At 39.7% G+C, this 26,976-nt stretch carries 20 protein-coding genes; 10 read left to right on the top strand and 10 right to left on the bottom strand.

Annotation, left to right across the window (positions count from 1 at the left end; translation table 11 throughout):
* Nucleotides 1–18: 18 nt before the first annotated feature.
* Nucleotides 19–1,251 (top strand): IS256 family transposase, encoded by a 1,233-nt coding sequence (locus AAA970_RS26320; protein ID WP_338238188.1) that lies wholly within the window; start codon nt 19–21, stop codon nt 1,249–1,251.
* On the opposite strand, the gene ltrA (AAA970_RS26315) is transcribed toward AAA970_RS26320, so the two are convergent.
* On the bottom strand, nt 1,248–2,081 hold the full coding sequence (gene ltrA / locus AAA970_RS26315; RefSeq protein WP_338239915.1) for a group II intron reverse transcriptase/maturase: 834 nt from the start codon (nt 2,079–2,081) through the stop codon (nt 1,248–1,250). The genes AAA970_RS26320 and ltrA (AAA970_RS26315) overlap by 4 nt on opposite strands.
* A 666-nt stretch (nt 2,082–2,747) precedes the next feature.
* Between ltrA (AAA970_RS26315) and AAA970_RS26310 the strand changes: the two genes are divergently transcribed.
* Nucleotides 2,748–4,769 carry an amidohydrolase family protein gene (locus AAA970_RS26310; RefSeq protein ID WP_338239914.1) on the top strand — a complete coding sequence of 674 codons (2,022 nt, stop codon included), beginning with the start codon at nt 2,748–2,750 and terminating at the stop codon, nt 4,767–4,769.
* Nucleotides 4,770–4,864: 95 nt separating this feature from the next.
* Here AAA970_RS26310 and ltrA (AAA970_RS26305) read toward each other — a convergent pair whose 3' ends face one another.
* Entirely contained in the window at nt 4,865–6,139 is a 1,275-nt protein-coding gene (ltrA, locus tag AAA970_RS26305; RefSeq protein ID WP_338239912.1) for a group II intron reverse transcriptase/maturase, read from the bottom strand.
* A gap of 635 nt (nt 6,140–6,774) precedes the next feature.
* Here ltrA (AAA970_RS26305) and AAA970_RS26300 point away from each other — a divergent pair.
* On the top strand, nt 6,775–8,109 hold the full coding sequence (locus tag AAA970_RS26300) for a serine hydrolase domain-containing protein (protein ID WP_338239913.1): 1,335 nt from the start codon (nt 6,775–6,777) through the stop codon (nt 8,107–8,109).
* A gap of 99 nt (nt 8,110–8,208) precedes the next feature.
* On the opposite strand, the gene ltrA (AAA970_RS26295) is transcribed toward AAA970_RS26300, so the two are convergent.
* Nucleotides 8,209–9,483: a group II intron reverse transcriptase/maturase gene (gene ltrA / locus AAA970_RS26295; protein ID WP_338239912.1), complete on the bottom strand. Its 1,275-nt coding sequence runs from the start codon at nt 9,481–9,483 to the stop codon at nt 8,209–8,211.
* Between the two features lie 592 nt (nt 9,484–10,075).
* On the opposite strand from ltrA (AAA970_RS26295), the gene AAA970_RS26290 reads away from it, so the two are divergent.
* The 3 genes from AAA970_RS26290 to AAA970_RS26280 all read left to right on the top strand — a co-directional run bounded on the left by AAA970_RS26290 (nt 10,076) and on the right by AAA970_RS26280 (nt 13,493).
* On the top strand, nt 10,076–10,705 hold the full coding sequence (locus tag AAA970_RS26290; protein WP_338239910.1) for a recombinase family protein: 630 nt from the start codon (nt 10,076–10,078) through the stop codon (nt 10,703–10,705).
* Nucleotides 10,706–10,917: 212 nt separating this feature from the next.
* The gene (locus tag AAA970_RS26285) at nt 10,918–12,540 is read left to right on the top strand and encodes a hypothetical protein (RefSeq protein ID WP_338239909.1); all 1,623 of its coding nucleotides are present in this window, start codon (nt 10,918–10,920) and stop codon (nt 12,538–12,540) included.
* Nucleotides 12,537–13,493: a DNA/RNA helicase domain-containing protein gene (locus AAA970_RS26280; protein WP_338239908.1), complete on the top strand. Its 957-nt coding sequence runs from the start codon at nt 12,537–12,539 to the stop codon at nt 13,491–13,493. Before AAA970_RS26285 ends, AAA970_RS26280 begins: the two co-directional genes overlap by 4 nt.
* Before the next feature lie 168 nt (nt 13,494–13,661).
* Here AAA970_RS26280 and AAA970_RS26275 read toward each other — a convergent pair whose 3' ends face one another.
* The 5 genes from AAA970_RS26275 to AAA970_RS26255 are packed head-to-tail and all read right to left on the bottom strand — an operon-like array spanning nt 13,662 to nt 19,890.
* Nucleotides 13,662–14,240 (bottom strand): hypothetical protein, encoded by a 579-nt coding sequence (locus tag AAA970_RS26275; protein WP_338239907.1) that lies wholly within the window; start codon nt 14,238–14,240, stop codon nt 13,662–13,664.
* Nucleotides 14,241–14,242: 2 nt separating this feature from the next.
* Complete coding sequence (locus tag AAA970_RS26270) at nt 14,243–15,676, bottom strand: C39 family peptidase (protein WP_338239906.1); 1,434 nt, start codon at nt 15,674–15,676, stop codon at nt 14,243–14,245.
* A complete protein-coding gene (locus AAA970_RS26265) occupies nt 15,630–16,244 on the bottom strand; it encodes a hypothetical protein (protein WP_338239905.1) in 615 nt (204 codons plus the stop codon). The genes AAA970_RS26270 and AAA970_RS26265 overlap by 47 nt, the downstream gene beginning before the upstream one ends.
* Before the next feature lie 26 nt (nt 16,245–16,270).
* Nucleotides 16,271–16,864 (bottom strand): hypothetical protein, encoded by a 594-nt coding sequence (locus AAA970_RS26260; RefSeq protein WP_338239904.1) that lies wholly within the window; start codon nt 16,862–16,864, stop codon nt 16,271–16,273.
* A 5-nt stretch (nt 16,865–16,869) separates the two neighbouring features.
* Nucleotides 16,870–19,890 (bottom strand): LysM peptidoglycan-binding domain-containing protein, encoded by a 3,021-nt coding sequence (locus tag AAA970_RS26255; protein ID WP_338239903.1) that lies wholly within the window; start codon nt 19,888–19,890, stop codon nt 16,870–16,872.
* A 281-nt stretch (nt 19,891–20,171) separates the two neighbouring features.
* Here AAA970_RS26255 and AAA970_RS26250 point away from each other — a divergent pair, with 281 nt between their 5' ends.
* Nucleotides 20,172–20,327, top strand: a complete 156-nt coding sequence (locus AAA970_RS26250) for a hypothetical protein (protein ID WP_338239901.1) — start codon at nt 20,172–20,174, stop codon at nt 20,325–20,327.
* Between the two features lie 327 nt (nt 20,328–20,654).
* On the opposite strand, the gene AAA970_RS26245 is transcribed toward AAA970_RS26250, so the two are convergent.
* Nucleotides 20,655–21,188: a hypothetical protein gene (locus AAA970_RS26245; protein ID WP_338239899.1), complete on the bottom strand. Its 534-nt coding sequence runs from the start codon at nt 21,186–21,188 to the stop codon at nt 20,655–20,657.
* 100 nt (nt 21,189–21,288) lie between these two features.
* On the opposite strand from AAA970_RS26245, the gene AAA970_RS27895 reads away from it, so the two are divergent.
* The 3 genes from AAA970_RS27895 to AAA970_RS26235 are packed head-to-tail and all read left to right on the top strand — an operon-like array spanning nt 21,289 to nt 22,614.
* Entirely contained in the window at nt 21,289–21,477 is a 189-nt protein-coding gene (locus tag AAA970_RS27895; protein ID WP_060688894.1) for a helix-turn-helix domain-containing protein, read from the top strand.
* Nucleotides 21,474–21,797, top strand: a complete 324-nt coding sequence (locus AAA970_RS26240; protein ID WP_338239897.1) for a HipA N-terminal domain-containing protein — start codon at nt 21,474–21,476, stop codon at nt 21,795–21,797. Before AAA970_RS27895 ends, AAA970_RS26240 begins: the two co-directional genes overlap by 4 nt.
* Nucleotides 21,781–22,614 (top strand): type II toxin-antitoxin system HipA family toxin, encoded by an 834-nt coding sequence (locus tag AAA970_RS26235; protein ID WP_338239896.1) that lies wholly within the window; start codon nt 21,781–21,783, stop codon nt 22,612–22,614. The genes AAA970_RS26240 and AAA970_RS26235 overlap by 17 nt, the downstream gene beginning before the upstream one ends.
* Nucleotides 22,615–23,209: 595 nt before the next feature.
* On the opposite strand, the gene AAA970_RS26230 is transcribed toward AAA970_RS26235, so the two are convergent.
* Nucleotides 23,210–26,701, bottom strand: coding sequence for an RNA-binding domain-containing protein (locus AAA970_RS26230; RefSeq protein WP_338239895.1), 3,492 nt, complete (start codon nt 26,699–26,701; stop codon nt 23,210–23,212).
* Nucleotides 26,702–26,976: the final 275 nt, after the last annotated feature.

The raw sequence follows: 26,976 nt of genomic DNA, 5'->3' as shown, positions 1-26,976 counted from the left end.
AGCCAAAAATTTGCCACCATGAGCGAAATTAATCAAATCCCACCGATTGCGGAAGCAACTCACGATCTATTAACAGAGACGATTCGGGCAGGAGCCAAAGAAATCATACGCCTTGCGGTTGAGGCGGAGTTGGAGGAGTATTTAAAGCAATTCCGCGACCTTAAAACTGCTGATGGAAAAGCCGCAGTAGTCCGAAATGGTCATTTGCCGGAACGAGAAGTTCAGACAGGTATTGGCCCGGTAACGGTCAGAGTTCCAAAGATTCGTTCCAAAACAGGAGCCCCGGTTTCTTTCCAATCGGTTCTGGTTCCGCCATATGTTCGAAAATCGAAATCACTGGAGGCTGCGATACCCTGGCTTTATCTCAAGGGTATTTCAACGGGGGAAATGAATGATGCTTTAGAAGCGCTCTTAGGCCCCGGAGCCAGCGGTTTGTCTTCCAGCACTATTTCCCGTTTAAAAACAGAATGGGGAAAGGAATACGATGTCTGGCGAAAAGCCTCTTTAGCGGACAAGAAGTGGGCTTACATTTGGGTTGATGGAATCTACAGTGGTCTAAGGAAGGAAGATGATAAACTTTGTGCACTGGTCGTTATTGGAGTTGACAGTCAGGGAAGGAAGCATTTTTTAGCGATTGAAGATGGGGTCAGAGAGTCAAAACAAAGCTGGAAAGAGGTATTACTCGAACTGAAACACCGCGGTATGAATGCGCCTAAATTAGCGATTGGTGATGGGGCGCTGGGCTTTTGGGCAGCATTGGAAGAAGAATTCCCTAAAACAAAGGCGCAACGCTGCTGGATGCATAAAACTGGCAATGTTTTGAATTGCTTACCCAAATCGGCTCAACAAAAGGCTAAGGACAAAATCCATCAAATATGGATGGCCGAAACCAAAGAAGAAGCAGATAAAGCATTTGACTTATTCATAGATACTTATGAGGCAAAGTATCCAAAAGCTGCAATTTGTTTACAAAAAGACCGTGATGAATTGCTAAATTTTTACGACTTTCCCGCTGAACATTGGCAAAGCATCCGAACCACCAATCCGATAGAGTCCTCTTTTGGGACGATCAGACATCGTACGAAGCGATCAAAGGGTTGTCTGGATCGGGACGGAATGCTCCATATGATATTCAAACTCGGCATGTGTGCGGAGAAAAACTGGAATCGAATACGGGGCTATAAAACCATTGAAAAAGTAATCAGAGAAGTTAAATTTAAAGACGGCGAAGAGATCAAACAGGCCGCTTAACTTCGACCTCCTGAACACCACTTTTGGGCATAGCTCACGTTGTGAGGCCTACGGATACCACTTTTTTCTTTATTGATCGGCAATTTGAGCTTATGCTTCAGGAATAGAAAAATGCTATTTCCCGTGCGCTTAGCTGCTTTCTTGCTTTTCAGATAGATGCTAAAGTCATCTGCATACCGAACATAGCGATGCCCTCTCTTCTCCAGTTCTTTATCCAATTCATTGAGTAAAATGTTGGAGAGTAATGGGCTGAGTGGTCCGCCTTGAGGTACGCCTTTTCGTCTACGGATCAATTTTCCGTTGATTTGGATGGGCGCTCTCAGATAGCGTTTGAGTAGTAGGAGAAATTGTGGACATTTCACCTTAGCATGGATTAACTCCAATAAAAGGGCGTGATCTACCTCATCAAAGAAGCTTTTCAGGTCAATATCTACGATATCCTGATAGCCATCATTGATGTTGGCGAGTGCTTGAATCACTGCCTGATGTGCACTTTTGTTGGGTCGAAAGCCATAACTGTGCGTTTGGAATTCGGCTTCGAAAATGGGATTCAACACCTGACACATGGCTTGCTGAATCAGTCGATCCTGCACGGTCGGGATGCCCAATAATCGTGTTTTACCGTTGGATTTTGGGATCTCCACTCCCTTAATTGGTTGAGGAGTATATTTTCCTTCTTCCAAAAAAGACTTGGTAATTGCCCACGTATCCGTCAGGTGAGAGAGTAGATCGTCCACTTTCATGTGGTCAACTCCTCCAGCACCTTTGTTACGTACCACTTGTTGATACGCATCTCGCATGTTTTGTCTTTCGGTTAATGCTTTAATCATATAACAAAATTCACTTAGTCTCGCTTAAACAAGGGCTAATCTTTGGCTGAGACACTACCCATTTGCCGCTGACCTCCCTCGTTCATTAGAGACGATTAACATTCAGCCCTTCCCCTTTCGGGTACTATGGCTTCTGCTGACTTCTCCATCAGTCATCTAGTGACAATAGAGATCTCCCCAGGTAAGAGCATATTCTTTCCCTCGATTCCTGCCACATCTACTTACATTGCACTCACTCTCGTGTTTTGGACTTCACAAAGATGTGCTTGCTTATCCGGCGCCGTAAGCCTCATATGTGGTTCCAGCACTTCGTGCGGTCCTTTCGAACTCCCGTTCTCAGGAATGTCAGTACCGAGTTTTGCAGTCTCGCTTCCTTCAGTGCATACCTCACGGTAAACCACCTTGCGACTTGCTAATGCTTCGAGACGTTACTCCCGCGCATAAGGGACTTGCACCCTCTAGAATAATATTCTATATTCGAATAGAATAATGATGCCCATGCTGGGCACACACAATGTATAAATTTCACAGCCGAGATAGCAGAAAATTTGAAGTGTGTAGCCCGCATAAATTTTGTAACGGTTTGATAGGAAAGTGCCACGCAATCGGCTACGCAATTTATACTAATCGTTGGCAATAATTCTGATAACCAAATAATAATACATAATGAAACCTTTGTTATTTTTAAATCTAGTCTTGATTACGATATTAAGTACATCATGCAACCAATCCTCAAAGAAAGAAGCAAAATCAGAATCTGACAATTATGCAGCCTACACCATGTATTATAATGGAGACATAATAACCATGGAAGGAGAAAGCCCACTATATGTTGAGGCTGTGGTAGAATCTAACGGAGAGATTGTTTTTGTTGGTGATTTAAAAGAAGCTGAAAATCAATTTAAAAATGCCGTTAAACATGATTTAAAAGGTGCAACCTTGCTTCCTGCTTTTTTAGATGGGCATGGACATGTTTTCAATGTAGGATTAGTATCGATGTTTGCTAATATTCTATCACCCCCTGACGGCCCAGGAGCTGATATTTCCAGCGTAATTAACTCGCTTAACGAGTTTAATAAAACAGAAGATGGTAAATGGGCTTTAAACAAATTTGGATGGATTGTAGGTAATGGTTACGATGATTCACAACTAAAAGAAAAAGACCATCCAAACGCCACAGACCTTGATAAAGTAAGTACAAAGCATCCTGTACTAATAATTCACCAGTCAGGTCATTTAGGCGTTATAAATTCCAAGGCATTAGAGATGATGGGCTGGACTTCAGCAAACACACCCGATCCAAAAGAGGGTAAATTAAGACGCAATGAAGACGGTACACCAAATGGCGTAATGGAAGAAAATGCTTTTTTCACGGTTCTCGTTAAAATTTTTGAAAAAGCAGATGCAGAGGTCAATACAAAAGCGGTTAAATTGGGGCAAGAACAGTATGCCCAAAATGGTTACTTGACAGCTCAAGAGGGGCGTTCTACACCTGATCAGGTCAAGGCTTTAATGACTGCTGCTCAAAATAGTGAAATTTATATCGATATTGTTTCTTACCCAGACATGCGTATTAATGGGGCTTATGATTTGTTCGATACTGATTTTTATAATGCTGACCGTTCGTATAACAACGGTTTTAAATTAGGAGGTGTAAAACTTACGCTTGATGGCTCACCACAAGGTAAAACAGCTTGGTTGACCCAGCATTATCATACACCACCTGCTGGAAAACCGGCAGATTATAAAGGTTTTGCTATTATGAGCGACAGTTTGGCCAACCAATATGTTGAAGATGCATTTAAAAATAGATGGCAGTTATTGTGTCATACCAATGGCGATGCAGCCATTGACCAATATCTAACTGCAATAGATAAGGCTCAAGAAAAATACAATTACGATGATCACCGAACTGTAATTATTCATGGGCAAACAATTAGAAAAGATCAGATTGAAAGAGCAGCATCTCTTAATGTTGATGCTTCACTGTTCCCTATGCATACTTATTACTGGGGAGATTGGCATGTTGAGTCCGTTTTGGGTCACCCTAGAGCAGATTATATTTCGCCTTGTGTAGACGCCATAGCTGCAGGCTTAAATATTACTTCTCACCATGACGCCCCTGTCACATTTCCAAACTCAATGAGAGTCTTAGATGCAACAGTTAATAGGGTTACCAGAAGTGGTGTTATTTTAGGGCCTGATCAAAGGCTCAGTGCTTATCAAGGGTTAAAAACACTAACCTCTTGGGCAGCACATCAATATTTTGAAGAAACAACCAAGGGAACTCTTACCAAAGGAAAATATGCTGATTTCGTGATTCTAAATAAAAACCCAATAAAAATTGACCCTTTGCATATACATGAAATAAAAATATTAGAGTCTATACATAGAGGTAATACAGTTTATAGATTAGAAAACAATAAAACTGTTGATCAACAAATTACTGGTGGCTGGAAAAATATTAAAATCAACCAAGAGGTTAAAGATGCTGCCAGCTTTGGCATTTTAGAAAGCAATTTGGATTCTAAACTAAAAAAGATAGTTAGTTCCAAACAACAACTGGTAAACGGCATAAATTACGATTTGACTTTTGAATTGGAAAATGGAGAAATTTGGAATGGCATTGTTTATAAAACACGAGATGGTGAATATTCGATAGGGAAAGAATTTAAACGTAAAAAATAAAAAACTATTGCCAATCGACTAGACGGCCGTGAGCCATAAGCCCACGGTGCGCCTGTCACACCACCGTACGTACGGGTCTCGTATACGGCGGTTTGTTAATTTTCAGTACATCTTCTGTATAGATTAAGCATAGATTCATATCCACGGATTTGCAATCGCTTCACTGTGATGGTCGTTCCAAGTATAGGACTACAGGCCACAGCCCATCCTCCCATTCTTGTACGACTCCATGCATAGGCTTGCCCTTGGGCGATACCCAGACGGATCAGATTCTTCCTTTTCCGCTCAGGCTTCTTCCAATGGTGCCATATGCAATAGCGGAGGCGATTCCTGATCCACTCGTCCACCTTTTTGATCTTAGCTTGAATACTGGCGAGTTTGAAATAGTTCACCCAACCACGCTGGATAGACTTCAGGCGTGTAATGCGTTCATCGAAGCTCATCGGAATGGTTTTTCGAGTGACCGCTTTAAGTGATGCCTTCAGTCGATCCCAAGCCTTTTGATCTACCACTAGCTGGTATTTACCTCGTTCCCCTTTCTTGTAGGTCGGGACGAATCCATAACCTAGCAATTTGAAGTTGTGAGGCCTACGGATACCACTTTTTTCTTTATTGATCGGCAATTTGAGCTTATGCTTCAGGAATAGAAAAATGCTATTTCCCGTGCGCTTAGCTGCTTTCTTGCTTTTCAGATAGATGCTAAAGTCATCTGCATACCGAACATAGCGATGCCCTCTCTTCTCCAGTTCTTTATCCAATTCATTGAGTAAAATGTTGGAGAGTAATGGGCTGAGTGGTCCGCCTTGAGGTACGCCTTTTCGTCTACGGATCAATTTTCCGTTGATTTGGATGGGCGCTCTCAGATAGCGTTTGAGTAGTAGGAGAAATTGTGGACATTTCACCTTAGCATGGATTAACTCCAATAAAAGGGCGTGATCTACCTCATCAAAGAAGCTTTTCAGGTCAATATCTACGATATCCTGATAGCCATCATTGATGTTGGCGAGTGCTTGAATCACTGCCTGATGTGCACTTTTGTTGGGTCGAAAGCCATAACTGTGCGTTTGGAATTCGGCTTCGAAAATGGGATTCAACACCTGACACATGGCTTGCTGAATCAGTCGATCCTGCACGGTCGGGATGCCCAATAATCGTGTTTTACCGTTGGATTTTGGGATCTCCACTCCCTTAATTGGTTGAGGAGTATATTTTCCTTCTTCCAAAAAAGACTTGGTAATTGCCCACGTATCCGTCAGGTGAGAGAGTAGATCGTCCACTTTCATGTGGTCAACTCCTCCAGCACCTTTGTTACGTACCACTTGTTGATACGCATCTCGCATGTTTTGTCTTTCGGTTAATGCTTTAATCATATAACAAAATTCACTTAGTCTCGCTTAAACAAGGGCTAATCTTTGGCTGAGACACTACCCATTTGCCGCTGACCTCCCTCGTTCATTAGAGACGATTAACATTCAGCCCTTCCCCTTTCGGGTACTATGGCTTCTGCTGACTTCTCCATCAGTCATCTAGTGACAATAGAGATCTCCCCAGGTAAGAGCATATTCTTTCCCTCGATTCCTGCCACATCTACTTACATTGCACTCACTCTCGTGTTTTGGACTTCACAAAGATGTGCTTGCTTATCCGGCGCCGTAAGCCTCATATGTGGTTCCTGTTCGTCAGTACCGAGTTTTGCAGTCTCGCTTCCTTCAGTGCATACCTCACGGTAAACCACCTTGCGACTTGCTAATGCTTCGAGACGTTACTCCCGCGCATAAGGGACTTGCACCCTCTAGAATAATATTCTATATTCGAATAGAATAATGATGCCCATGCTGGGCACACACAATGTGTATAGTGCATAAGGGTTTCAGAGGTTTTCGAGCGGTATCACCCGCATCAATTTTGTGCAGTAACTTGATAGGTTTAAAGCCCGCAATCCCTTACGTCACCATACACTAAACGTTGTGCGTCATACTAAAAGAAACTTGTTGAACATCAAAATATGAGATTAATTATAATTTTTTCAATGCTTTTATGTGCTTACAATCTGAATGCACAAAACACCAAGTCAATAACTGCCGAGATAGATGAGTATCTGAATTCAGCTCATAAGGCTTACAAATTTAATGGTGTTGCACTGGTTTATCATAAAAATGAACTTCTATTAAACAAAGGTTACGGCTATAGCCAAATCGCTGAAAAGGTACCAAATTCTACAGAAACGAAATTTCCGATTCTTTCAATTACCAAGACAATTACAGCATCAATTATTCTGAAATTACAGGACGAAAAGAAACTATCGGTAAAAGACAAACTGAATAAATATTTTCCAGAATATCCGAATGGCTCAAAAATATCAATACATCATTTGATTACTCATTCAAGCGGAATTTACAATTATACAACAGATGTTGGGATTGAAGACTCAATATTGGTAAACAATCCTGTGTCTAAAGATTTTGTCGTCAATTATTTTAAAGACAAGCCATTGGGTTTTAAACCGGGCAAATACTACAGTTACAACAATTCGGGATATTTCCTTCTTGGTCTCATAATTGAGAAAGTAACTGGAAAACAGTATGAGACTGTTGTAAGAGAATATCTGTTCGAGCCGTTTAAAATGTCAAACTCTGGTTTTGACTTTAACGGATTGCCAAAAAACGAAAAGGCTCAAGGCTATCAGTTTTGGAATCAAAAGGAAACAATTTCTTACAAACACTACGACTCGACTTTTGCATATTCCGCTGGTTCTATTTATAGTACATCAAGTGATTTATTGCAATGGGCAAAAGTGGTTTCAAATAAGCAATTCTTAAAACCAAAAACTTGGGAATTGGCGTTTAAACCGAAAATTAGAAATTATGGATATGGGTGGGAAATCAGCAAGTATTTTGACAAAAAATACATTAAGCATTCTGGAGGTTACCCTGGTTTCATGTCTGAGCTGATTTATTATCCAAACGATGAACTAATCATTATTCTGTTGAACAATTATGGCACGTATGAGCAAAATGTATGGGCCATTGGAATGGGAATAACTTCGATAGTTTTGGGAATGCCGTATGATAAATGGACAATCAGGAATGACAACAAGGTAGAGGTCAGTAAAATGCAAAAGCACGTTGGACAATACAAAAGCGGAAAAGGTCGACTTGAAATCAAATTAGTTGATGACAACTTATTTTTGGCTTTACCAAATTCCCCTGATATGAGATTGCTACCTGAAAACGAGAATCAGTATTTTTTGGACAATTTCAACACAAGATTTGATTTTAATAATGGAAAATTAGTTCTTCACGAACACGGAAAGAACATAGAATACATAAAACAAAATTAAAAAAGTACGAACGCACAATCGACTAGACGGCCGTGAGCCATAAGCCCACGGGGCGCCTGTCACACCACCGTACGTACGGGTCTCGTATACGGCGGTTTGTTAATTTTCAGTACATCTTCTGTATAGATTAAGCATAGATTCATATCCACGGATTTGCAATCGCTTCACTGTGATGGTCGTTCCAAGTATAGGACTACAGGCCACAGCCCATCCTCCCATTCTTGTACGACTCCATGCATAGGCTTGCCCTTGGGCGATACCCAGACGGATCAGATTCTTCCTTTTCCGCTCAGGCTTCTTCCAATGGTGCCATATGCAATAGCGGAGGCGATTCCTGATCCACTCGTCCACCTTTTTGATCTTAGCTTGAATACTGGCGAGTTTGAAATAGTTCACCCAACCACGCTGGATAGACTTCAGGCGTGTAATGCGTTCATCGAAGCTCATCGGAATGGTTTTTCGAGTGACCGCTTTAAGTGATGCCTTCAGTCGATCCCAAGCCTTTTGATCTACCACTAGCTGGTATTTACCTCGTTCCCCTTTCTTGTAGGTCGGGACGAATCCATAACCTAGCAATTTGAAGTTGTGAGGCCTACGGATACCACTTTTTTCTTTATTGATCGGCAATTTGAGCTTATGCTTCAGGAATAGAAAAATGCTATTTCCCGTGCGCTTAGCTGCTTTCTTGCTTTTCAGATAGATGCTAAAGTCATCTGCATACCGAACATAGCGATGCCCTCTCTTCTCCAGTTCTTTATCCAATTCATTGAGTAAAATGTTGGAGAGTAATGGGCTGAGTGGTCCGCCTTGAGGTACGCCTTTTCGTCTACGGATCAATTTTCCGTTGATTTGGATGGGCGCTCTCAGATAGCGTTTGAGTAGTAGGAGAAATTGTGGACATTTCACCTTAGCATGGATTAACTCCAATAAAAGGGCGTGATCTACCTCATCAAAGAAGCTTTTCAGGTCAATATCTACGATATCCTGATAGCCATCATTGATGTTGGCGAGTGCTTGAATCACTGCCTGATGTGCACTTTTGTTGGGTCGAAAGCCATAACTGTGCGTTTGGAATTCGGCTTCGAAAATGGGATTCAACACCTGACACATGGCTTGCTGAATCAGTCGATCCTGCACGGTCGGGATGCCCAATAATCGTGTTTTACCGTTGGATTTTGGGATCTCCACTCCCTTAATTGGTTGAGGAGTATATTTTCCTTCTTCCAAAAAAGACTTGGTAATTGCCCACGTATCCGTCAGGTGAGAGAGTAGATCGTCCACTTTCATGTGGTCAACTCCTCCAGCACCTTTGTTACGTACCACTTGTTGATACGCATCTCGCATGTTTTGTCTTTCGGTTAATGCTTTAATCATATAACAAAATTCACTTAGTCTCGCTTAAACAAGGGCTAATCTTTGGCTGAGACACTACCCATTTGCCGCTGACCTCCCTCGTTCATTAGAGACGATTAACATTCAGCCCTTCCCCTTTCGGGTACTATGGCTTCTGCTGACTTCTCCATCAGTCATCTAGGGGTATGTTCCACATAACTGCAAATCCGGCATGAACCCCAAAAACCACCACATTTACCTCTAAAAATCACATTTCATAGACCAATGGTTCTGGCTCTTTATCTATGTTGAGTACAAAATCACCATATCTACGGATATGGTCGGTCATGTAGGGGATAAGGGATTGGAGTCTCGGTTCTGTAATAGAATTATTTTAGGATCGCAGCTCTTTGATGATTTGGGTAAGTTGCTGAGCATTTTGAGGCATGATATTTTTAGCGAACGGGGTGATGTAGCGGACACGTTTCTCTTGTTCGATTCATTTTAGAGCACAACTGTACATGATTAATGAACATTAAGATGCATCATTATGAATCATAAAAACACTTCATCAAAAGCGTCAATATGTATAAATTATTAGGTGATAATAACTTAAATGCTTACAGACCAAAAAATGAACCGGACCATCGCCTACATTCGCACATCCACCCAACTACAAGAGGTGGACAATCAAAAGTTACAGTTGCTCGAATATGCCAACCAGCAAAAGATCAATATCGATGAATTTTTGAGCATCCAAATTTCCTCCCGAAAGACCACCGTCCAAAGACGCATCGATGAGCTGACCCAAAAATTGGAGCCCTCAGACACGCTCATCGTGACCGAAATATCTCGGCTCGGTCGGAGCACCTCCGAAGTGATCCAGCTGATCAACAGCCTGCTCGAAAAAGGCATTCGACTCGTGGCCATCAAACAAGGCCTCGACCTGCGTCAACATGATATGAATTCCAAAATTACGGTTACCCTGTTTTCACTGCTCGCCGAACTCGAACGCGACCTGATCAGCATCCGAACCAAAGAAGCCCTAGCGATCAAAAAACAACAAGGCATCCGACTGGGTAAACCCAAAGGCACCCTTCAAAAAAGTAAGTTCGATAAAGACCTTGACCAAATCAAAGAACTACTCACCCTCGGCGTATCCATCCGAAAAATCGCCAGCATCCTCGGCTACACCAACCCCACGGGCATCGCCCGATATATCAAAACCCGCCAACTTATGGCACAAATCAAACCGAAATACTGACTAATAGGCTTTAATTTAATTGCATTATTATTAGTAGGGAGGCTTCATATGAGATCTGAATGTAAGTTTTACAGGGCTTATATATTGAGGAAGGATGACATTTGTGTCTTGAATTAATTATAAATTGGTAATAGGAGGATGATTTTTTAGCTGATTTTGTTAGAAAACCGCCCTGAGAGGCTCTCAGAAGGTTTCGTGCCGGATTTGCAAGGATGTGGAACATACCCCATAATTGGATCATTCGTACCACGGCGCTTTCGCAAAAAGTAGCCGATTATATTTTATCCGGGGAGAAAAGTGTGCCCTTTGAACTGAAATTTCTAAAGGACCTCAATAAGTCCACCTCCGAAAAGAAGGAGTCTAAACAGCCTGAGAAGACTGAAGCCAAACCTGAGCCGAAACCCAAAGCTCCGGTAAAACCAATAACTCCGAGGGCTCCAAAGAAAACCACCAAGACCGTAAGTCAACCAAAAAGCAATATTGAAGTGGAGTTGGTCCGCAATGAAAAGATCAAACGCCTGCAGTTGAAATTTACCCGCAAACCGAGTGAAGTGGATCGTGCGATTTTGAAGGATAATGGTTTCTCCTGGGCACCGAAGCAAAAGGTGTGGCAAATCCCCATCTCCTCCGGAAATGAGGAAAAGGTAAAGCAGGCAGTGGCACAAATGAGCTGCATTCTAAAAAAAAAGTCTGAGGGGAAGTCCAGCGGAAAGGTAAGGGGTAATACGCCAAAGACTCCCAAAAGGGCCACAAAAAAGCCAACTGGTTCTAAAAAGGCCAACGTCCAAATGATGAATTTATCCATCATTACCACGGACGAAAAGCGATTCCAGAACCGACAAAATGCCTTTTCAGAAGAGTCGGCCAACCGGATTGTAAAAGCTTATGAGGAAGGAAAATTTAATTGGGCCGCCTTCGATCCAATTGTAGTTTGGCGGGAAAAATCGACGCATCTTTATAAGGTGTTGTCCGGCCACAGTCGTTTTGCTGCTTTCAAAAAGCTCAGTAAAAAGGATGCTCAGTTCCAGCAGATCCCTGTCAAAATCTTTGCAGGTACGGAAGCTGAAGCCATTGATTTTGCCCTGAACTCCAACACCCTTTCTACAAAGGAAACGGACCTGGAACGTGCAGCCTATTATCAAAATAAGCGTATCAACTGTGGCTTGTCCGGACCATCCTGTGCCAGGCAGATAGAGGAAGAAATTCGGGAGAAGGAAGGGAAAAACGCCTCGACCATCCATAATCTGTCTTATCTCAATCCGAAGGGATGGATTGTACAGCAAATATTACAATTTGACGGCAAGGATAAGACCAGCTCGAATAATTTAAACACCATTGCCACATGGACGGGAGAAGCCCGTCGGAAGTTCCCAAAGCTAACGGATCAGCATGAAAATCAGATCGCAAAGTGGCTGTTGGAGAAAGGCTTTGGAAACAGGTCTGGGCAGTTCAGTGCCAAATCAAAGTTCTTCCAGTACCTCGACCGATTCTCCGATATGGGTAAATTTGATGCAGTGATAAATCTGGACCGGCAGGTAAGTAAAAGTCCCGCCGAGCAAGAATGGGAGGAGCAAAAAAGGGAATTGGAAAAGGTCCTCAAAGCGGCAGAAAAGGAATATCAGGAGAAATCCACCCGCTTTTATGCTGCAGTAAACAGCGATGATCCCACACGAAAAATCTCCAAAGCCAAGGCCGATGAACTCTCCAAACCCTATCTCGACAAGGTGGGGACCATCAAGCAGAAACTGGCGAAGCACCAAATGAAAAAAGCCGAAGCCAAACAAGCCGGCAGGAAGCAAACCGCTCTATTCGGCACCAAAAAGAAAGCCTCATGAGTATTCCCAAAAAGTATATCAAAGCCCTGCAAAACGCCAAAGACGAAACGGAGCGAATGATCATTATCGCATCCATGGAAGAACATCTGGGAGCATCACAGATAGAAGGTGTTCCGGAGCATTCCACCGACTGTGAAAATGCCACCGGACCAAAATGCGAATGTCAATGCGGTGGTAAATTTCATGGCTCCGGACTGGGTGATGCGGTAAGTTGTATCTGTGGTTGCGAGTGCGACCAGCACCAGGGGCATTCGATCAAACCGGAACAATACCGACAGCTCACGGGAGCCACAACACCAAAGGTGCAAACCGGCTTTGCTGGCTTCGGAAGTCTGGAAAGGGCAGAAGATCCTACACCCAAAATCAAATTGCCCGGGGAGATTGGAGAATGGTTGGGAGAATTTGCCCCTCATGAATCGGCCATTGTCATTCGGGGAGACAAAGGAGCAGGAAAAACCCGATTGGCTTTCCAATTAATGAACGGACTGGCCAGTCTTGGTAAAACCGTAGGTTTCTTTACGCTGGAGATGGATCCGGCGCATCCAGTGATTCGGAGCTATACAGAAAGCTATATTGCCCCAGAAAACCGGTCCAAAATTCAGTCTGCAGCAGAGGCTACCAAAGGCGTTACTTCCCTACATGAAGCTACCCAACATTTTGATGTAGTCGTGGTAGATTCTTGGAATAAGATTCCCAATGCCAAACAGCAAGACCTGAACGACCTGCGCAAACAGCACAAACAAATCATCTTCATCATGATCTTCCAATCCACCACAGGACGCCAAACCCGAGGCGGAAATATGGTGGAATTCGATTCTGACATGGTCATTCATGTGCATGAAGGCGGTCGGGCGATGTTTGAGAAGAATCGGTATTCGAATACGGATCGGGTCTTTAATGTTTTTGAGGAGCGGCTTGAGGGGGGAGAGGATGTTGAGGTGGTGGTGAGGTGAGGGATCCCAACCAGCCCTCTTGACTTATCCATGGAAACCTTCAAACCTTGAATCGAACGAAAAAATTTAACCACTAAAAACAGTTCACTACCACCTAATAAGGCTAAACCAAACCCGTATTTTTAGGTAATTAGTAACCTTATAATTCACAGTGATAAAAATTAAAACTCAATTTACTTTAAATTTAAAAGAGTTGTCTTCCAAGGTAAATTTCCCTAAGACAACGTCCAACTCTAACATTGAAGAAGGAATAAGATCTATTTCATTTTTATCAGGATAAAATCTTAATTCAGGATCAAGACTTGTTATTGAGTTTCCATTAGCAATCTCAGATCCTATATTACTTTTATCAGCAACATTACTAACAATAGAGAAGGAAGGAAAAAGAGTTGTATTAGATTTTTTGAGTGAACCATTATCAACTTCATATACTACTACTCCTAAATTCTTCTCATCCAGGCTATTGTAATCCATATAATGCAAGAGAAAATCCTTATCACCAACTTTTATAATTTTAAGATATTCCCAACCATCATCTGAACATGGAGTCATGAACTCTAAATAGGTATCACTTTGTGGGCTCTCCGCTACAGCATTTAGCCTTGTTTTTTGATTATCTTTTATACCCATTTCCGGGCAATCAAAATAATCACTCGGCAACTGGTAGTATAATTTTAAGACTCTTAACGATTCACTCTGGCATGAAAAGAGAGCTAGTAAAAAAGGTAATAATAGATATTTTTTCATTTTCATATTTTTTTAAAAGAAGCAATCCACCTCATTGGATAATTTTCAACGTCATTCCACTTCCATAAATTATCCTCTCCTTCTGAAGTTGTTTCGCCTTCACTTCCAAATTTCCATTCACTTTTGTTATATACCTCATATCCACCTCTAAATTTATTTTTTTTCCGCTTACTGAGATTAACTTTTCCATACGGGTCGTCAACTATTAAGCCTTCTTTAGTCACAGCCTGCAGGCGAACTATATGATTTTGAATGCTTAACATTACTCCACAACCTTCGGACATTTTGCTTTTAACCGTGCTATTCCACCATTCCTTTTTCATCGCTTTAGACTCCCCTAAAAGCAATTCATTTTCGACCCCCAGTTTCTTAGAGACAGCTCCCCACCCTCCTCGTGTTGTCCGAGCAGGATAATTATTCTCTTGTCTCACCTTTTCTAGAGCGTCTTCATATTGTAAGTCTGGATAAGGGTTAGAAACTCCTAAATATTGTAACACCATTGCTAAAGATGCAAAGTTACATATACCTCCCGATCCAGATTCCACCCTTTTTTTTCCACTTATAGCTTGACTATCCCTTTGATTCTCATACATTACTTTTTCTTGCAGAGTTAAATAATAACCTTGCCTTTCTTCATCATTTAATGAAGCGATCAACGGTCTTACCTCTGCAATCTCTTCTGGCGTTAATCGGTCTTTTTCAAAGTATGTATCAATTTGGTCAGCAGTACTACCCTGTGTCTTCTGGTTACCTAAGATTGAATCCAATGTTTTGATTTCCTTGTCATAGTTGGTATTAGAAACAAACCACGCCTCCAAACTACTCTTCATCTGGCCTAGCAGCTCCGGGCCTCCATTTCGAAGCTCTGAATCGGAAAGGCGATTCATGAGAGCGTAAGTGAAATTATCTCGGGTCATACGACCCAATTTGCTGAGTACTGCACCAACCAATTGAGGATTAAGCCCGACGTATGGTTTCATTGCATCAGCTAATGCAAGGATGTCAGAGCCGTAATTTGAAATATAAGTTTTGGCATTTTCAACAGGCTCCTTACGCATCTGTTCTTTGCGCTCTTCTTCGGCTTTTTGCTTTTCGAGTGCAACGCGTTTAGCTTCGGCCTCTTCCGCTTTTCGTTTTGCCTCGGCCGCTGCTTTCGCTTCCCGCTCCGCCTTCACCTGCGGATACTGCTCGATCCGCTGCTTCACATATTCCGCGGTGCAAGCAGATCCATTCAATTCGGCGAGCGTCTTGCTGGAAGCGCCGCCAATATTTCCATCCGAACTTGACCAATGCAATACTTGCTGCTGAAATTTATAGATCGCAGCAATGGTTGCTTTCAAATCTTTCTGATCCACAGCGGTCTCGACGGCCTCAGCCTTGGGTTTTTCATCAATTATTAGCCATTGACTCAGCCTTGTAATCCATTTTAAAGACATACTGACCATCAACTAATTGAAAGATACCAAATACTGTATCGTCATCAAACATTGGGTGAACACATAGAATTAGGTCTGTGGATGCCTTAGAAAATTTTAGATAATATGGAATGCTAGAGGAGTAGTTTGCTACAGTCCCAGATGCAGCACTTTGCTCAAGTATTACGTTATTGACATCAGCATATGATTCCTTAAAAAGATCTATATCGGATTTGATAATTTTATTTCCGTCTGCTTGAAAAACATTCAGTCCCCAATTCTTTTTTTCGTAATCCCCCTTTTCTATATTGTATAATAAATATTTAACTCCTTCAATCTGAACAAGATAAAGATATTCACGTTCTCCATCACCACAGACAGAAGGGGCTTGATATTCAAGATAATTGTCGGTTAAACTACCCTCAACAATACATTTTTTTCGTGTTTCATCAGAATCCTGAATGCCTACTATTTCGCAATTAAACACATCATTAAAATCGGGCATCAAAAGGTAATAATCTAGTATATTTTCAGGTGCGGTTGAGCAGCCCAAGAAAAATACAGAAATAATAACTAAAATATTTTTCATTTTACTTCATTTGTGCCTCAGGGTTTTCAATGAAGATTATCACCAAATGTAAGGTCATTTCCATTAAAGGTATACTGAGATGAATCACGAAATTTCATATCAATCATACCATTGGAATAATCATATAAGCTATCGTATACAGTGATATCTAATTTATTATCAATAACTCCACTTAACAAATACATTTCATCAAATTCCCCTCCTATTGTTAAAACATCAAGGACTTCTCCATTGGAGTTATGAAGAGCTAAAATAAACTGATAATTGACGGGATTCGCACCACTGACATGATAAATCAAGCCTACTACTTCCTTCGAAAATGCTAGTTTATAAGTACATATAAAGTAATCCAAATCATTGCCAAGGATTTTTTTAATTTTTTTTGATGATGTATATATTGACCCCTGAGGTAATTGCTTTAACTTCTTAATACTAAGATCCTTATATTCTTGATTAATCCATAAAGGGTATTTCGGATTTAAAAACCCAGTTAAATACTCTCTGAAATCTTCATTTCCTGCTTCAAAAATATAATTCGCTTCTGTCTCAGAATTTTCATCTCTTTTAGTACAAGAACATATTAATATAGAAGCAATTATAATAATATTTAAATATTTCATAATTTTTATTTGTTTTGACGAACTTGAGATAATGTATATTCTTTAGACTTATCGGGGCTTTTACCTACCAAGTCATACTTATCACCCAAGAGAAGTAAATTTTCTTGATTATAACCTCTAATTTCACCATATCTAGACCCTGGGTCAAAAAAACGATAAAAGACGGAATTATTTTTCACCACCTTTGCTATAATTACTATAAAGTGCTCAGTTGTTTTATCTGCATTCAAGGTTTTATACTTACCGTCATCAACACCTATCATCACGGGCTTCCCTGCTAACAGTTGTTTGTCAATGTATTTTACACCTAGTTCAGCTTGTTTATTAAGTAAAATATCTTGCTCATTTTGCTGTAATAAAGTTGGTAGCCTTGAACTTACGATATGATTCAAATCCCCTCCTTTTTGTTTAACCATTGCACAGGCAGCATCCCAACAACAGTAATTATTATCTTTGTCAATTCTCGCCTTTTCGGAGTCTTTAAGACCTCTACCTACACCGGTTACATTATCATTAAATTGAGAGATCCACTCACTATTTTCAAGAACAGGATCAATCGAAGTTGTTTCAATATCATGGCTCATATACTCTTTTATCAGCGTGAGTCTGGCCACCATATTTTTATAAGTGTTGGCTCCTGGAGAAACTTTTCCATCTGGGTTTGCCCCCAAACCAAACTGTTGATAACGTTCAATGGCTTGGTTTGTATTCGACAGCTGAGTAACGATTTCATCATCTGCCATTTTTTTAACACTCTTAGTTTCTTCGCTCTCAGTCAAATAACCTAATATTATAAGGTTCTTTTGAATGACTCGAACATCTCCAGCCTTGTTTACACCTCCTTTTCCAACACTCTCTCTGATTGGAGCATTAGGGTTGATATCATCACCTCGTTTCTTTTTTTGTTCTGTTGCGGTTTCATTTGAAATACCCAAAATCTTATTCAATAAAGCGATGTTTTGGGAATAATCCGCCGTACTCACAAACCACGCCTCCAAACTACTCTTCATCTGGCCTAGCAGCTCTGGACCTCCATTTCGAAGTTCGGTATCTGAAAGGCGATTCATGAGGGCGTAAGTGAAATTATCGCGGGTCATACGTCCTAACTTGCCGAGTACTGCACCAACCAATTGAGGATTAAGCCCGACGTATGGTTTCATCGCATCAGCTAATGCAAGGATGTCAGAACCGTAGTTTGAAATATAAGTTTTGGCATTCTCTACAGGCTCCTTACGCATCTGTTCTTTGCGCTCTTCTTCGGCTTTTTGCTTTTCGAGCGCAACGCGTTTAGCTTCGGCCTCTTCTGCTTTTCGTTTTGCCTCGGCCGCAGCTTTCGCTTCCCGATCCGCCTTCACCTGCGGATACTGCTCGATCCGCTGCTTCACATATTCCGCGGTGCAAGAAGTGCCATTCAATTCAGCAAGCGTCTTGCTGGAAGCGCCGCCTATATTTCCATCCGAACTTGACCAATGCAATACTTGCTGCTGAAATTTATAGATCGCGTCAATGGTTGCTTTCAAATCTTTCTGATCCACGGCGGTCTCGACGGCCTCGGCCTTGGCTTTTTCATCCGCATAAGCGGTAGGGGAAAGCAATCCTAATGCATGCAGACGCGCCTGAATCAATAGTACATCCGCTTTGTTATTGGCCGCACTTCCGCTTCCCACTCCGGCCGAGATGGTTGGAGTTGCCGCCTTTTTTGCGGCGCTTTCAGTGCCGGCTTTTTCTTCTGTTTTATCTTTGGAAATCTCCAGGCCCTTCACCCGACCTTCCAAAAAGGCAACCCGCTGATCAAAACGGTCATCCGATACTTTTAACCAACGACTGCGATTTTTCATTTCTTTGGTAAATCCCTCCAGATCGTTTTTCACCACATGCGGCTGTAAAAACTCCCGTGTATCTCTTTCATAATCTCCTCGGTAAGTCAAATCAAAAAGCATCTCCTTGATCATCGGATTAAGCTTTTCCCAATCCGTTGCCCCATATTTGGCGGTCACATCCGCCTTTGTCGCCATCCGCTTAGCATCAGCTTTCTTCTCTGCAAAAGCTAGTTGAAATAAGGCATTCTGTTGCGGATGACTAATGATCGGTAATTTAGCGGCATTTCCTTCCAGCCAGTTTTTTGCGCCAAGCCCTCGCAATCCAATGGCGGATTTCCATGGACTAATCGCGATTCCGGCCTGCTTGAATTCATTCTCTATCAAAGTACTCGTTCCTCTATGCCCAAGATCATAACCCCTCCCGATGGTCACCCCGGATTTTTTTCCCGGCCAATGCGCCTTTCTACTAAAATAGAGACTGTCAGGATTATCATCCCCCTCTACCAAATTGGTGAAATCGCCTACAGACTGATCTCCGATGAGCATTTTCATGTCCTCCGCTTTTTCCTCTTTCTTGCTTTTCGCCTGCGGCTCCTTCACTACCTCTGACAATTTCGGTGCTTCCTCCTCTCCCTGATCTTTTGCGGTGGTTTTGGGAATCTCAATGGTTGCCCCGGCATTAAAGCCTTCAATATTGCCCCACTGTTGTAAAGCATCGGCATTTTCAGCCTTGAGAGCCGAAACGGCTACCCCAAATTTGGCCGCAATCACTTCTAAACAGTCGCCAGCCTGTACTTCATAAGTATTCGGAGTCTGCTTTTCCTGCACCAATTCTTGAGCAACAGCCACTAAGTCCTCCCGACGCTCTTCCACAGGAGTAATAGGCGTATGCGGCAATTCCGGAATTTCAATCCCCTTCGCTTTCAGCACCTGCGCCCTGCTTTCCGGACTCCCCATATAAAAATCTTTAATCTCTTCCAATGGGTAGCGCTGATAATAGGCTGCATCTCGCTCGGCCAAAGGCACTTCAGCCCCGGCCTTATTGGGCTTCCCGCTTTTATGTGCAGCTAACTCAGCCCGAAAATCCTGCAGCTTCGCTTCTTCCGATTGCTGCATTTCCTGATAATCCTGAAAGGATTGCCTTTGAGGCTCCTGATTTTGACGGATTTGAGGACTATTATGAAGGACGTCTTGCTTGGTACTCATGTAAGGTTGAAGTAATTTTCATAAAGCTAATAAGAAATTAGCTTATTAGAGGAAGCCTGTGGTAGAGAATTTTACTTTTTTATAAAAATTTAAAAATCTTTAATTAAGGCGCAGGAGTGGTTAAAGCGCTACATATGTGATAAATATGAGCTTTCCATTTATATGAATTTTCCTAATAGGGACAATCAATTGATATCCCCCCCTTATTCACACCACAATCGATATTAAACCTGTTCCTAACCGACTAAAAAACCAGACTGGTTTTTTCGCATAAAACCGGATTGAAAACCAAGGGAAGAAATATGCTGGAATTTGACTCCTTTATGGTGATCCATGTTCATGAAGACGGCAGGGATATCTATGAGAAGAACCGGCATTCGAATACCGATGAGGCATTTAATGTGTTTGAGGAGGAGATTGAGGGAGGGAGAGAATGATGAGATGGTGGTGAGGTAAATTCCCTCCTGCCGATTTTTAGCGTAGCCCCTTAATCTAAGGAATGTAAACCATTTGAAGACAAAAACCGAACGCTTTTTGTAATGTACAGCGTGCTCGAACATGTGAAGGGCGCATGGAACTTTGAATCGTAACTACATCTATGACGAATGAACTGCTAATGCTAAAATCATGGATAATCAAATTGAAAGGTGGATTATTGGTGATCTCTGCTCCTCATTCGGCTTTGTGAATGTAAACGTCAGATCAATTATGTTTAAAATACTACTATATAAGTGGCCTGGTCTTTAACCGGAAATGGCAATTTTTTAGTTTGGGTGGTAACCGTCATAAAATCCAGTTTTATCATTTATAATGCTGTCAATTAGGGCTTTAGAAACATCATCCTGCTCTATTGTATTGGCAAGAAAACCCCACCCCTTGCTGTAACATAATAAAAAACCATAATTTTCATGGTAATAATAATTGGCCTCTTCATCATTGGCTTCTACCAAATCATAATAATATTTGAATACTTCATAATCTTTGTTGTGGATTTTAAAGGTTCTCTTAGATTTAATTGGACACTTATAATCAAAGAAGTAAAGTAAAGAATCGTTATCAAGAGGTTTCAAGAATGAATAAATCGTATCCTTTCGTTCTTCGCTGTTTGCCCCAATATAGATATGCCATATCGAATCATTTTTACTTATTTTTTTAAGGAATAAGGCATCTGACCTCAAATACTGATGGGTACTATATAGATTTTGTAAAACAATCCTTGTTTCTGATGTTTCTTTACGGTCACAACTGGAAAGCAAAATGGATATTGAAAATACTATTATTGCGTATATCGCCTTCATTATATTAGCGCCTATAATTTAACGACTTTTATGTCGCTTTTATTTGATTATCAATACAATTAACCTTATAATTATATTTAAAACAACATAAACGCCATATATGTCGCATTTATTCAGTGAAATAAAAAAGCGAAGAAAATCGCTTAAGATCACGCAGGAAAAGCTGGCACTTGTTATTGGTGTTAGCGTCAAAACCATTCAAAGAATAGAATCGGGAGATACTTCGGTAACCTTCAGCAACCTGCAGGCAACATGTGAGGCATTGGGGATGAAAATAACGATATCATGAGGAAGGCGAATGTTTTTAAGCAAGGGAAGTTTGTTGGCATTATTGAGGAAAGCCCAGGTGGTTACTTTTTCCGTTATGCGGAGGAATATCTAAAGGATAAAAACACAAAAGGCCTGATCCCTACAATGCCCAAAGATCAAAAGGTATACCACTCCAAAACGCTGTTCCCTCTTTTCAAAAACATGCTCACAGAGGGCATAAACAGAACCAAACAGGAAAATACCTACCAACTTAAAAAGGGAGATGACTTCGGCTTATTATTAAAAATCTGTAAAGAGGATACCATCACCAAAATCACAATACATGAAGTTAGAGGTTAGAAGAGGAGGAATTCCATCTCCAATGTCCATCTCCGGAGTTCAGGAAAAGGAAAGCTTTGTATTGGACGGAAATGTGCTCAGGCCTAAAAATCCGGGGGAGCATTCTACACATATTCTGAAATTCCCTACCGGACACAGAGCGGGAAACGATACCCCGGCCAATGAGCACTTGACCATGAGTATTGCACGGGATATCATGAAAATCAATACCGCCGAAAGTCAATTAATCACCCTGGACGATGGGAGTGAAGCCTATGTGACCAAGCGATTCGACATCATTAAGGATGGGGTTAACCTGGAAATGTATGAGTTCAATATGTTCCTGGAGCATGATGACAAATATGCGGCCTCCTATGAAGAACTTGCCGACACCATTAAGTCATATTCCTGCCTGCCGGCAGTGGATCTGCTGGATTTTTACACTATCATTATCTTCAATTACCTGTTTTCCAACGGAGATGCGCACGCCAAAAACTTCGCCTTTTTAGGCGAAATAGGAGCATTGAGAATTTCCCCGATGTATGATGTGCTAAATACTAAAATACATGTAGACGACTCCTACCTGGCACTCGAGCTTTTCCGCGATGGTGAATACCCAAAAGCATTTGAAGCTAATGGCTTTTACACCGGTGCTGATTTCATCGAATTTGGTGAGCGTATCGGTCTTCCATCCAAAACTTGTAAAAAGGTGATCAATCAAATGTGCAAGCATGAAGAGAAAGTGAAAAAGGCGATCGCTTCTTCCTCAATGTCTGAAGCCTCAAAGGAAGCCTACCTTTCTATGTTTCTGAATCGTCAAAAATGTTTACTATCCTAAGCAGGCCGTCTGAATTTTAAAAATATCCGAACCTGCCTAATTGCAAGTTTTCTGTTTTTATAAGCACATCAAATAGCTAAACCAAATAAAAAGTAGTTCTGGAAAGCCTTTTCACACTACTGGATATATCAAAAAATTATAGGCCATTCTAAGGGAGAGTGTAACACGAGGAGAAAGGAGCATCATGTTATAATCTTCGTTTTGTACAATTCATTGCGAGGATATAGTTACCTATATGTTAAATAGAGTTTGAAAGTGCCACTATAATCGAATTTTAAAAAGGGCTTTTTCAATTGGAAGTTTGGTGCCTATTTGGTTAGAGATTACATGAATCTTTTCCAATGTGTTAGTAGCGAAAAAGGGTAGTCAGGCTCTTTTTTGTTTTTCAGGAAGATCCAATGGTTGTCTATCTCACTTGTAGAGCCAGGTACGGAGTATAGTTATTCTAAACCGGGTGACCCTAAATGAAAGAAGCAGTCACCCGGTTATTAAAAGTTTCAATTTTGCAATATCGGTCTTGGGTGTTGTATAAAAATTATACCTAAATTTTGGTTTGATACCTGTCTTTGTGTAATCATTTGTAAGATTGTTAAATCTAACATGAAGCATTGTTTCCCGTGGCCGTTAGGGGGGAACCCTTTTTGATGTCATTAGTATTTTGCGCTTCATCTTGCTTCTCTTTTAAGAGAAGAGGGTTCGTTGGGCTATTATATTTAGTCTTTATAAAACTTACTAATTCTTTGCCTACCAATTGTCGCGCTGATGAACAGTGTCGAATAAACACCTCCTCTGCGTTGTTTCCATTTTCATCAACCAGTAAAAATACCTCGTGACTAGACGGTTTAACCTCTATACAGAAAACAGTTTTGTTGTCTTGGAACCTAATGTGGTCATAACTCAAAAGCGAACCAAAGGCTTCTCCAAAAAACTTTTTAATGAGATTATCAAAGTTAATACCATATCCGTCTAAATTCTTTTTACCGCTTTTTATTCCGTTGAAATCCTCTTCAATTCCTCTGATAGTCTTGTCGTCATTGACTCCAATTAATAACATCCCGCCATCTGTATTAGCAAAAGCACACAAATTTTTAAACGCAGAGTGTAGTATTCTTTTTTCTGCGGTTTTCCCACTAATTTCATCTATTCTTTTATCAATCCCACTACTACAGTTTCCTTTTTGTTTTTGCTTGTGCAATCCTTCTAGGGTTTTTAAGTCATCCTCTGATGGATGTGGTATCAACAAAGAGGCTTTAAATTCCATCCTTTGGTTTTCATCATTCTTAATTAGCGCTTTTAATTTAGAAATTTTGGCATCGTTGATTTTTTTCTGCTCATCTTCTTTTTCCTCTTTTAACGATAACACTCCTTTTGATAAATACTTGTAAAGAATAGTTAGGTTTGTGTTGATGAAATTCTCGTTCTCTATTTTGACTTCTGACACCATAATATTGTTTGAAAGTATCACCTTAGCGATAGAAAGAAGTGTGCTATCTCCTTTTTTTTCTAAGGAATACGAATACTCGATTAGGAACTTTATACTTTCTTGGTCTGTTTTTCCAAATTTAGAAAATAAATTAACTAATTCGATTACAATGTTGGCGTCTGGAAATTGAGATAATGTTTCTTTATTTATTGATTCGCGTAATTTTCTGGCTTCTGCAATTATTGTATTTAAAGAATCTTTATGTCGTTTATCTATTGCAAATTTAATTTGAAGTATAAAAGTAAAATATTGTATATATATATTTACTAAATAACTCCTTCCATTATTTGTTTTAGAGTAGAATAGCTTGGATATTTCGAAAGTTGAAAGTTTTTCTTCAATTGAGGATTGAAATAAAGCACTTTGTTCAAAATACCTAGCTTTTAAAAGAGCTATTTTATTGTCATCTTCATTTTTAATATTTACTTCATCGAAATTCACATCAAAATCCTCATAATTGTAATACGTATAGTCGTAATACATTTTTTGAATTTTTTTATTATTTAGTAGTGATAATGATAGCTTGTTGTCGCTACTATACTCAATTACTTCGACTTCAATGCTTTGTTTTATATAAAAATATTGATCCAATAGACTTTCATCCCACACAAAATTGAATATATTTTTTATATGTAGTAAACCGTCTCCGTATTTTGTTGAGACAAATATTCCGTATTTCTCAATAAATTTGACCTCTCCTGCTATTTTATCCCCTATTTTTAGTGAGTTTAAAATATGATCATTAAAAAAGTAGTTGTTGTCTTCTTCGTCTATGTGTTCTCCTATAAAATAGTTGAAATAGACGTCATAAATCACACACTTAATGTTAGTGTCAATATCACAATCACCTATCTTTTTACGTTTTAGCTTTCTGTTTTTTATTTTGTTAGTTGGAATAAATCCTTTTATTCCATTGTATTCTGCGTCAAAACCAGCTGAGCTTTTCTTCGTTAACTTAACCTTGATTATTTGATTTACACTAATTATATCGTTTAGTGAGTTTGCTATTTTACTTTGAATGTTTTCAATCTCGATTAGATTAATATTCAATTTATCTTTTTTCCATTCTAAACAATAGCTATGATCATTTTGAATATTATCAAGATAGTAGTTAGAGGCGAATAAACACCTTTTTTTTCCTGAGATGTTTTTGTCTAGAAGCCCAAAATGCCCTACTAAAGAACTTAATATGATGTTGGCTTCCTCTACTCTGCCTAGTTTAGTGTTTATCAGATATTCGATGTATTCTAGATTGATGGCTGTTTGTATGATCTGCACTTCTATTTTATCTAAAGAAGTATTCAATAAACTAAAATCTATTTTATCTTTTCTTCCTAGAACAATTCTTTTCTTATAGCCAACAACTTTAGCTAATAAATTTAGAACGTATATATCGTCTTCGTCAAAGTTATAATCTTTGAATATCTTTCTAATATAGTTAATCAGTATGCCTAGATCTAATAAATCGACGTCAATAAACCCTATATAATGAACAACTACTTTAAAGTCCTTTTTGTGCAATTCATTATAATCATTTTCTGTCAAAAAACTGTGCGAAGCTATTTTCTCTAAGGCGATTTTAATATTTTTATATTTATTAAATGCGGTTTTTGCTTTTATCTTTGCCTCTTTTCGGTGTGTTGATTTAGGAAAGGCTTTAAGAATACCCTTTTCAATAATCCAATCCTCTATTTTAATAATTCCTTCTACAATATTTAGACAATCCTTATATCTTTTTATTGAAATCAAATTTTTAAAAATGGCAGGAAGTATCTTTTCAACATAGGTAAAAATGTAAAATGATTCTTTATTTTTATATTGCTTGATGCATTTATTAAGGTCCTGTTCATTTATTTCATGAATAGCTTCTTTATTAATAACCTTGGTAAAGTATCTATTAATAAACAAATCATCTTTTTGGATGATATTTTTTATTTCTTCAAAAAATGGGTCATTTGATTTTAACTGATGTAGTTTAACGTGACCACTAATGTTAGTAACTTCGCATTTTACTGTTTTTATTTTTTCTATTATCTCCTCTTGCCCGTTTATAGCAAACACTTCAAAATTACCCCCATGCTCATCACTCAGTTTTAGAAATGTTTTTTCTATCTCTTTAATTTGTTTTTTAAATATTCCCTCAACCTTAAAATCGTAAATTTTCTTTTGTTCATAATGCGGATGATTGTTGTCTATGTTTCTTAAAACAACGCTTCCGTCACGTAGGCTTCTCTCTACTTCGCATTTAAGTTTAGTTAGACCTTTTGTAATATGGAGTTGCCATTTTTTCTTTCTTACTTTTACGGCTTTACCTTTATAGTTAACGGTAATCGCTTGTATTTGCGTTTTGTTCCTTCCGTCCTCAATTACACTATTACAGTCTAGGATATCCAGAATGATAGGTTCACTTTTTATATTAATAAAACTGCTATTCTGATTTTTTCCTCGGCTAAAACTATATTCATTGCCTATTTCAATTCCAGCATAATGCATTAACTGGTATTTTGGCACGAAAAATTCAGTCCCTCGTTCTATATCAACAACCTTGTAACAATCCTCTTTATAATGTTGACACTCACAATCAATAAATCCTCTAAAAATCATCTACCCTAAAATAAAAAATAACACATTTAAATTTAATTTAAGAAACTTTGTTCATAAAATCTACAACTGTCTTATTTTATAGGGTAGACCTTCCCTACAGAACAGGGTGAAACGTAACACTTCGCCCACACATAAAACTCACTTAAATCCCTATCTGAAAGCAATTTACCTGCTATTTTCACTTAATTTTCAAATCTAGGATTTTATCGACTTTCAGTTTCGAAAATTCGGAAAAACACTCCTGATTAAATTCATATTAGCCATTGAAATTTACT

Origin of the sequence: Persicobacter diffluens (assembly GCF_036244895.1) — a bacterium.
Classification (GTDB): Bacteria; Bacteroidota; Bacteroidia; order Cytophagales; family Cyclobacteriaceae; genus Persicobacter; species Persicobacter diffluens.
This window is presented reverse-complemented; position numbering and strand designations above follow the sequence as displayed.